An 8,285-nucleotide genomic window follows, 5' to 3' on the forward strand; every position below is an offset into this window, starting at 1 on the left:
CGCGCGCGCGGTGGGAGGCGCCGGATAGCCTGACCGGCATGATCGACCCGCGCATTCTCCGTGACGAGCCCGACCGCATTCGCGCCTCGCAGGCGAAGCGTGGCGCGTCCGCCGACGTCGTGGACCGGGCGCTGGCCGCCGATGCCGCCCGCCGCGCCGCGATCGCGGGCTTCGAGGAGAAGCGAGCGGCGCAGAAGGCGTTCGGCAAGCAGGTGGCGCAGGCCGCCGGCGAGGAGAAGCAGGCCCTGCTCGCGCAGGTGAAGACGCTCTCGGGCGAGGTCAAGGAGCTCGAGGCCACGCAGGGCGTCGCCGAGGAGGAGTGGCTCTCGGCCCTCAAGGCGATCCCCAACGTGGTCGCCGAGGAGACCCCGGCCGGCGGCGAGGACGACTTCGTCGTCATCGAGGAGGTCGGTACGCCGCGCGACTTCGCGGCGGAGGGCTTCGAGCCACGCGACCACATCGAGATCGGCCGGATCCTCGGCGCGATCGACCTCGAGCGTGGCGCGAAGGTCAGCGGCAGCCGCTTCTACTTCCTCACCGGTGTCGGTGCCCAGCTCGAGTTCGCGCTGGTCAACATGGCGATGGACCAGGCCCGCAACGCCGGCTTCACCCAGGTGATCGCGCCCTCGCTGGTGCGCCGCAGCGCCATGGAGGGCACCGGCTACCTCGACCAGGGTGGCGGTGACGACGTCTACCGCCTCGAGGGCGAGGAGATGTACCTCGTCGGCACCTCCGAGGTCGCGATGGCCGCCTACCACTCGGAGGAGATCCTCGACGGCGGATCGTTGCCGCTGCGCTACGCCGCGTTCAGCCCGTGCTTCCGCAAGGAGGCAGGCTCGCACGGCAAGGACACGAAGGGGATCATCCGGGTCCACTGGTTCGACAAGGTCGAGATGTTCATCTACACCACCCTCGAGGACGCTGCTGCCGAGCACCAGCGCCTGCTGGCGTGGGAGAAGGAGTTCCTCGAGAAGCTCGACCTGGCCTACCGCGTCGTCGACATCGCGGCGGGCGACCTCGGCTCCTCGGCGATCCGCAAGTTCGACTGCGAGGCCTGGATCCCCACCCAGGGCAAGTACCGCGAGCTCACCTCGACCTCGAACTGCACCGACTTCCAGACCCGGCGCCTCGACACCCGGGTCCGCAACGGCGACAAGATCGGTCCGGTCGCCACGCTCAACGGCACGCTGACCGCGATCACCCGCACCATCGTCGCGATCCTGGAGACCCACCAGCAGGCCGACGGGTCGGTGCGGGTGCCGAAGGCGCTCCAGCCGTACCTCGGTGGCCTCGACGTCCTGGAGCCGGTGAAGGCATGACGCCCAAGCTCGTTGCTCTCGACATCGACGGCACCCTGCTCAAGTGGGTGGAGGGCCTCGGCATGAGCTACGAGCAGGTCACCCCCGCGGTGCACGACGCCGTCCGGCGGGTGCTCGACGCCGGCGCCCACGTGGTGCTCTCGTCGGGGCGTTCGGCCGCCAACATGGTCACCGTTGCCGACCAGCTCGACCTCCACGGCCACGGCGAGAAGATCTGGATCGTCGCGTCCAACGGCGCCGTCGTGCTGCGGTACCCGCCCATCGAGGTCGTGCACGAGGTCACCTTCGACGCCCGTGCAGCCGTGGCCGCCGTACTCAAGGAACACCCGGAGGCGCTGGTCGCGGTCGAGGAGCGCGGCGTCGGCTACCTCGTGTCCGCGCCGTTCCCCGACGGTGAGCTGGGCGGTACGTCGACCGTCGCCGAGGTGGCCGACATGGTCGCCGAGCCGGTCAGCCGTGTGATCATCCGCGACCCGAACGCGACCGCCGAGGACTTCGTCCAGCTGTCCGGCCGGCTGGGCCTGCACGGCACCGACTACGTCGTCGGGTGGACGGCCTGGCTCGACCTGGCGCCCGTGGGCGTCTCCAAGGCCTCCGGCCTCGAGTACGTCGCCGGGCAGCTCGGTGTCGACCGGGCGGACGTGCTGGCGATCGGTGACGGCCGCAACGACATCGAGATGCTGCAGTGGGCCGGGCGTGGCGTGGCCATGGGCCAGTCGGTCGACGAGGTGAAGGCGGTGGCCGACGACGTGACCGCCTCGGTCGAGGACGACGGCGCCGCCGTGGAGCTGGGTCGCTGGTTCCCCGCGCCCGGATCTGGTGGGATGGGCGCGTGAGGCTCCCCCTGCGTGTCGCCGCCGCCCTGGCGGCCGTGCTGTTCTCGCTGCTCCCCGCAGCGGCCGACGCGACGCCGACGATGCCCGACGGCTGCGGCGATCTCGTCCTCAACGACCGTACGGCGGTCTACGAGCGTGGCGCCGGCGTCGACGACGTGTTCGTGGGCCGTGTCGACGGTGTCCTGCCGGGCGTCCTGCCGGGTGGCGGGGCGGACGACACCAGCTCGCACCGGGTGTTCGTCCAGGTGCCGTTGAAGAGCGACCTCGCAGCCGGGAAGTACGTGCAGGTCACGTTCACGCCCACCGACGACGTCGCGGACCGCACGCTGAAGGTCGGCGGCCGCTACATCTTCTTCACCCAGGGCAGCACGCCCGACGAGCTCAGCGCCGACGCCTGCGACGGGTACGTTGCCGCGGCGGGTCTCGACCAGGCTGCCGTGGTCCGGCTCCGTGAGTACCTCGCCGTACCGCCGGCCGTCGAGCCGCCCGCGTCCGCGCTCAGCGACCCGCCGGCCGACGCCGATGCCACCCCCGACCTCGGGCGCCTGCTGGCCCCGGGGGGCGCGATCAGCCTGATCGGCGTGCTCGGCCTGGTGCTGATCAGCCGGCTCGGCCGCCAGAAGCCCTGACGCGGGCCGGTCCCTACAGGTACATGCCGCCGGTGCGGTGTTCCTCGCCCTGGCCGGACTGACCGCCCTGACCGCCCTGACCGCCCTGGCCGGACTGGTCCGGCTGCAGGGGTGACTGCTCGGGCCCGCCCATGGCCATCCCCGGGGGCAGTGCACGGCGGATCTGCTCGAACTGGGCGCGCGCGGCCATCTGCTGCGCGTAGATCGCCGTCTGGATGCCGTGGAAGAGGCCTTCGAGCCACCCGACCAGCTGCGCCTGCGCGATGCGGAGCTCGGCCTCGGACGGCGTGACGTCCTCGGAGAACGGCAGCGACAGCCGCTCCAGCTCCTCGACCAGCTCGGGGGCCAGGCCCTGCTCGAGCTCGGCGATGGAGGACCGGTGGATCGCGGCGAGGCGGTTGCGGCTGGCCTCGTCGAGCGGCGCGGCCTTCACCTCCTCGAGGAGCTGGCGGATCATGCTGCCGATCCGCATCACCTTGGCCGGCTGCTCGACCAGGTCGGCCAGCGAGCGCTCGCCGTCGTCGTCCTCGTCGTCGTTGCTGGTCACGTCGGTGACGTCCGTGGCCTGGCTGGCCTGGACTGCTGATGCGGGCACGGTGCCGATCGGCTGCCCGTCCGGTCCCACCACCACGATCTGCTCTTCGCCGCTCTCGGTCATGGATCCCAACCTAGCCCGAGCGGGCCAGCCGGGATCAGGGGGTCAGCAGGACCTTGCCCACGCTGTCGCCGGACTCGATCAGCCGGTGGGCCTCGCCCACCTGGTCGAGCGGGAGGACGGCGGAGACGACCGGAACGACGGTGCCGTCGTCGACGAGCGGCCAGACGTTCTCGACGACCGATGCGCAGATCCGTGACTTGCCCTCGACCGGACGGGACCGCAGCGCGGTCGCGATCACCGCGCCGCGCTTGGCGAGCAGCTGGGCGATGTTGAGCTCTGCCTTCACGCCGCCCTGCATGCCGATGATGACGAGGCGGCCCTCGTCGGCGAGGACGTCGACGTTGCGGGCGAGGTACTTCGCACCCATGTTGTCCAGGACGACGTCCGCCCCGCGGCCGCCGGTGGCTTCCTTGACCACCGCGACGAAGTCCTCGTCGTGGTAGTTGATCGCGACGTCGGCGCCGAGGTCGCGGCAGCGCTGCAGCTTCTCCTCGCTGCCGGCGGTCGTGAAGACCCGGGCACCTGTCTTCGCGGCCAGCTGGATCGCGAACGTGCCGATCCCGCCGCCACCGCCGTGCACCAGGAACACGTCACCGGGGCCGAGCCCGGCCACCATGTACACGTTCGACCACACCGTGCACGCCACCTCGGGCAGCGCCGCGGCGGTGACCAGGTCGATCCCGTTCGGGATCGGCATCACCTGCGCAGCGGGTACGACGACCTGGCTCGCGTAGCCGCCACCGGCCAGCAGCGCGCACACCTGCTCGCCCACCGACCACGTCTCGACTCCCTCGCCGAGTGCGGCGATCGTGCCGCTGCACTCGAGGCCGATGACGTCCGATGCACCCGGCGGCGGCGGGTAGAAGCCCTGCCGCTGCAGCAGGTCGGCACGGTTCACGGCAGTGGCCGCGACGGTGATCAGCACCTCACCGGGGCCGGGAACCAGGTCGGGCAGCTCGGTGACGGTCAGGGTTTCAGGGCCCCCGGGGCCGGTCTGGGTGACGGCGCGCATGCAGCCAGTGTGTCAGCGGGCCGAGTGCTCAGACGAGGGAGTCCCGGTCGTCGTACTCGGCGTCGGAGAGCTCCTCCACCTCGACGTCGACCTGGGGCTCGTCGGTGACACCCGGAGGTCGGTCCCAGGCCTCGGCGAGCGCCTGCGCCCTGCCGGCGAGGACCTCCACTTCGTCGGGGTCCGCACCGCCTTCGCCGGCGGCGAAGCCGAGGAGGAACGCCGTCACCACCCCGGCCGCGGGGTGGACGTTGTCGACAGCGATGCGGGCAAGGTCAACCAGGAGGCCTTCGTCGGCCTCGGCCTCGATGTCCAGGACATCGCACAACTCATCGATCCAGTCGTGGAGGTTCACCCGAACAGAGTGATCCTCAAGGGCCGGTGCTGACAAGGGCCCGGGCTGTGGTCAGCGCAGGTCATCCGATTCCGGACCGGCATCGCGCAGGTCGGCCCAGGTGTCGATGTCCTGTGCCTCGCGGCCGATCTGGTCGACCTCGGCGAGGTCGAAGGGCTCCAGCAGGGCCCGGATGGACATCCCGTGCTGCTCCTCCAGGCCGGGCCGTACGGCGTCGAGGCGAGCGGTCTCGAGGACGTAGGCCAGCTGCCGGCGACCGTCGGCGCCGACCAGGGCAGCACCCTCGTGGCTCACGGCGGCGTCGTGCAGGCGGCGGAACGTCGAGGAGGTCAGGTGCGGCATGTCGACGGCCAGCACGGCCAGGGTCGGGAAGCGGCGCAGCAGCGAGTCGCGCCCGGTGAGGAGGCCGGCCGCGGGCCCGCCGTGGCGGGGGTCCTCGAGGACGAAGGTGACCGGCCGGTCGGTGGGCACCCAGTGGCCGACCACGACGACCTCGCTCGCGTCGATGACCGATTCGAGGGCCCGGTCCAGCAGGCTGCGGCCGTCGATCTCGATCGTCGCCTTGTCCACGCCGCCGAGCCGCGTCGCCTGGCCGCCCGCGAGGACGATGGCCGCAAACGAGGTCAATCCGGCTTCGATCACCTCGTCAGTCTCCCAGCCGACCCCGATCCACGTCCTACGCTGGCACCGTGACGGTCCCCACGCTCCGCATCGCCCTCGTGCAAGCAGCGGCGTCCCTCGACCCCGCCGTCAACCGGACAGCCCTCACCGGGTTGACCGCCGAGCACGGCGCCGACACGGACCTGGTCGTCTTCCCCGAGGCCTTCGCCCGCGACTTCGGCGAGGCCGGGTCCGACGTGAGCGGGTACGCCGAGCCCATCGACGGTCCGTTCGGTACGACGCTCGCCGCCGCGGCGGCCGACAGGGACACCACTGTCGTGGCCGGACTGTTCGAGCAGGGTCCCGACGCGAGCCGCCCGTTCAACACCCTGCTGATGCGCGGGGCCAGCGCGGCGTCGTACCGGAAGGTGCACCTGTACGACTCCTTCGGCTACCGCGAGTCGGACCGGCTGACGGCGGGTCCGATCGAGCCGGTGGTCGTCGACGTGCACGGCTGGAAGGTCGGCCTGATGACCTGTTACGACCTCCGCTTCCCCGAGCTGGCGCGGGCGCTGGTCGACCGGGGCGCCGAGGTGATCGTGGTCCCGGCGGCCTGGGTCGCCGGGCCGCGCAAGGTGCACCACTGGCGCACCCTGCTCACCGCGCGCGCCATCGAGAACACCGTGTACGTCGCCGCGGTCGGCCAGCCGGCACCCCGCTACTGCGGTCACTCGGTGGTGCTCGATCCGTTCGGCGAGGTGGTGGCCGAGGCCGGCCCCGGGTCCGACGACGCGCCCGAAGTGGTGCGCGCCGTCCTCGAGCGGGAGGTGCTCAGCGAGGCGCGCCGGGTCAACCCCTCCCTGGCGAACCGCCGTCTGTAAGGTCCTTCCTCGTGTCCCGCAGCGTTCCTCGTGTCCCCTCCCGGGAGCCGATCGAGCAGCGCCTCGGTGAGTTCGGGACCTCGCGCCAGCCGCTGCTGATGCTGCTGGCCGCGATGGCGGCAGGGACCGCGGCCCTCGTCTGCGCGATGGTGCCTGTCGGCCCGGACTGGTTCGGCAGGGTCGGTTCCATCGTCATCGCGACCACCTTCAGCGCGGCCCTCGCCGCCCGTACCGGTGGCCGGCCGGTGGTCTTCGGCCTGCTGGCGCTCGCGTGCGGCCTGACCGCCGTGCTCAGCGACCAGGACCTGCTGCTCACGGGCGCCGCCGTCCTGACCTCGGCGGTCGCGGCCGTCCTCGGGGTCATGATCACCGTCCCGGCAGCCAGCTTCCTCGCCTCGGCCCGCGAGTGCGTCGCAGGACTGGTCGTCGCGGGGGTCGGCGCCCTGGCCACCATCGGGTTCGAGCCGGTGATCGAGACGGTGCGCTTCGAGTACGTCGGCCTGGGGATGGCGTTCCTCGCGGCCATCGTGCTCGTGTTCCGCCTCGGGGCCGGCTTCCACGGACTCGGTCGGCGCGGCCTCATTGTGGTTGCGATCGGTGGTGTGGTGCTCGCGGCGACGCTGCTCTACGCGGAGCTGCTGCGGAACTACGGGTCCTCCGGCCTCGTCGACCAGCTGCTGTCCTGGGTGACCTGGAGCAGGGAGACGCTCGGCGCCTTCCCGCGCCCGATCGAGACGATCCTCGGTGTCCCGGCACTCGCCTACGGATGCCACATGCGGGCCCGCCGCCGCCAGGGCTGGTGGGTCTGCGCCTTCGGCGTCGCCGCCACCTCGCCCACCACCACGGCCCTCGCCAACCCCGCGGTCACCGTCCAGGAAGCACTGCTGTCGGTCGTCTACGGCCTCGTGGTCGGCCTGATGATCGGCTGGATCATGATCCGCCTGGACCTTGCGCTCACCGGCAACCGCGGACGTCGTAGTCGTGTGGCCGAGCAGGCCGCCGCCGTACGCCCGGAACCCAGCCGGTTCTCGGCACTCCTGTGAGTGCGTGGTCCTTGGCAGAGGGGGCGGGATTCGAACCCGCGGTAGGTCTCCCTACGACCGCTTTCAAGGCGGTTCCGATCGGCCACTCCGGCACCCCTCCTCGTCCGGGGCGACGCCAGGGCGTCTTCTCGGACAGCAAGCGAGCCTAGACGACCGGGCGCTCCCACTTTGGTCGACCCGGGTTCTGTCTTGTTCAATCGGCCCATGAGCAGCGCGCACTCGACCTCCGTCTCCGAGTACCGGCTCGCGCCTGTCGTGATGGCGCGGTTCGTCGGTGCCTACCTCGTGCTGCTCGCCCTGCTCCTCCTCGGTACGACGGTCGCGGCCGTGGCGTTCGAGTGGAGCCTCGACGTCCTGGTGGCCCTCCTCGGGCTGGGCATCCTCGGCCTGATCGGGCTCAGCTGGTGGCTGCGCAGCCGGCTCGTGGTGGTCCGGCTGACGTCGTCCGGGTACCGCGTCCGGATGGTGCGGGCCGCCGGCGTCTCCGAGGCGCCGTGGAGCGACGTCGAGGACGCCGTCGCTGCTGCGCCCCGCGACATCGAGTGCGTGATCCTGCGGTTGCGGGACGGCCGTTCGACGACGATCCCGGTCGAGCTCGTCGCAGGCGACAAGGACGATCTCGCCCGCGACATCCGCGACCGCCTGCGCGGCGCAGCCCGCTGACGTCGTACCCGTCCGGGAGACGACGGGCGGGTCAATTGGGAGCCGCGCGACGGTGCTTGTAACCTTGCTCCGCTGCTCGGTCGTTCGCGACCGATGGTGGAGGAGGCGTCGCCTAGTCCGGTCTATGGCGCCCGCCTGCTAAGCGGGTTTGGGGCTACAACCCCATCGAGGGTTCAAATCCCTCCGCCTCCGCCATGTGATCTCGCAAGAGATAGGAAAGATCCGAACCCTCATTGGGGGTTCGGATCTTTCTGGTTTTTGGGTTGGTAGTCGCGGTTGGTGTCGATGGTGA

At 71.3% G+C, this 8,285-nt stretch carries 10 protein-coding genes and 2 tRNA genes; 7 read left to right on the forward strand and 5 right to left on the reverse strand.

The genetic code is table 11. From position 1 onward, the window contains the following. The first annotated feature begins 38 nt into the window (after nt 1–38). The 3 genes from serS to ACOACQ_RS16785 are packed head-to-tail and all read left to right on the forward strand — an operon-like array spanning nt 39 to nt 2,784. Nucleotides 39–1,319, forward strand: a complete 1,281-nt coding sequence (gene serS / locus ACOACQ_RS16775; RefSeq protein WP_420288816.1) for a serine--tRNA ligase — start codon at nt 39–41, stop codon at nt 1,317–1,319. Further along, the gene (locus ACOACQ_RS16780; protein WP_420288817.1) at nt 1,316–2,155 is read left to right on the forward strand and encodes an HAD family hydrolase; all 840 of its coding nucleotides are present in this window, start codon (nt 1,316–1,318) and stop codon (nt 2,153–2,155) included. The genes serS and ACOACQ_RS16780 overlap by 4 nt, the downstream gene beginning before the upstream one ends. Next, nucleotides 2,152–2,784 (forward strand): hypothetical protein, encoded by a 633-nt coding sequence (locus ACOACQ_RS16785; RefSeq protein WP_378605496.1) that lies wholly within the window; start codon nt 2,152–2,154, stop codon nt 2,782–2,784. The genes ACOACQ_RS16780 and ACOACQ_RS16785 overlap by 4 nt, the downstream gene beginning before the upstream one ends. 13 nt (nt 2,785–2,797) lie before the next feature. Here ACOACQ_RS16785 and ACOACQ_RS16790 read toward each other — a convergent pair whose 3' ends face one another. The 4 genes from ACOACQ_RS16790 to mobA are packed head-to-tail and all read right to left on the reverse strand — an operon-like array spanning nt 2,798 to nt 5,448. Continuing rightward, nucleotides 2,798–3,442: a bacterial proteasome activator family protein gene (locus ACOACQ_RS16790; RefSeq protein ID WP_420288818.1), complete on the reverse strand. Its 645-nt coding sequence runs from the start codon at nt 3,440–3,442 to the stop codon at nt 2,798–2,800. 34 nt (nt 3,443–3,476) lie between these two features. Then, entirely contained in the window at nt 3,477–4,454 is a 978-nt protein-coding gene (locus ACOACQ_RS16795) for an NAD(P)H-quinone oxidoreductase (protein ID WP_378605502.1), read from the reverse strand. A 28-nt stretch (nt 4,455–4,482) separates the two neighbouring features. Then, nucleotides 4,483–4,806, reverse strand: coding sequence for a DUF6457 domain-containing protein (locus ACOACQ_RS16800; RefSeq protein ID WP_378605505.1), 324 nt, complete (start codon nt 4,804–4,806; stop codon nt 4,483–4,485). A 51-nt stretch (nt 4,807–4,857) separates the two neighbouring features. Then, nucleotides 4,858–5,448: a molybdenum cofactor guanylyltransferase gene (mobA, locus tag ACOACQ_RS16805; RefSeq protein WP_378605508.1), complete on the reverse strand. Its 591-nt coding sequence runs from the start codon at nt 5,446–5,448 to the stop codon at nt 4,858–4,860. Nucleotides 5,449–5,495: 47 nt separating this feature from the next. On the opposite strand from mobA, the gene ACOACQ_RS16810 reads away from it, so the two are divergent. Beyond that, complete coding sequence (locus ACOACQ_RS16810; protein WP_378605511.1) at nt 5,496–6,287, forward strand: carbon-nitrogen hydrolase family protein; 792 nt, start codon at nt 5,496–5,498, stop codon at nt 6,285–6,287. Nucleotides 6,288–6,298: 11 nt separating this feature from the next. Continuing rightward, on the forward strand, nt 6,299–7,330 hold the full coding sequence (locus ACOACQ_RS16815; protein ID WP_378605514.1) for a hypothetical protein: 1,032 nt from the start codon (nt 6,299–6,301) through the stop codon (nt 7,328–7,330). A gap of 12 nt (nt 7,331–7,342) precedes the next feature. Here the strand turns inward: ACOACQ_RS16815 and ACOACQ_RS16820 are convergent. Next, a tRNA-Ser gene (locus ACOACQ_RS16820) sits at nt 7,343–7,430 on the reverse strand. Between the two features lie 104 nt (nt 7,431–7,534). On the opposite strand from ACOACQ_RS16820, the gene ACOACQ_RS16825 reads away from it, so the two are divergent. Both ACOACQ_RS16825 and ACOACQ_RS16830 read left to right on the forward strand, forming a co-directional pair. Next, entirely contained in the window at nt 7,535–7,993 is a 459-nt protein-coding gene (locus ACOACQ_RS16825) for a hypothetical protein (protein WP_378605517.1), read from the forward strand. A gap of 101 nt (nt 7,994–8,094) precedes the next feature. Next, nucleotides 8,095–8,188, forward strand: a tRNA-Ser gene (locus ACOACQ_RS16830). Nucleotides 8,189–8,285: the final 97 nt, after the last annotated feature.

Origin of the sequence: Nocardioides sp. CPCC 206347, from assembly GCF_048654605.1 — a bacterium.
Lineage (GTDB): Bacteria > Actinomycetota > Actinomycetes > Propionibacteriales > Nocardioidaceae > Nocardioides.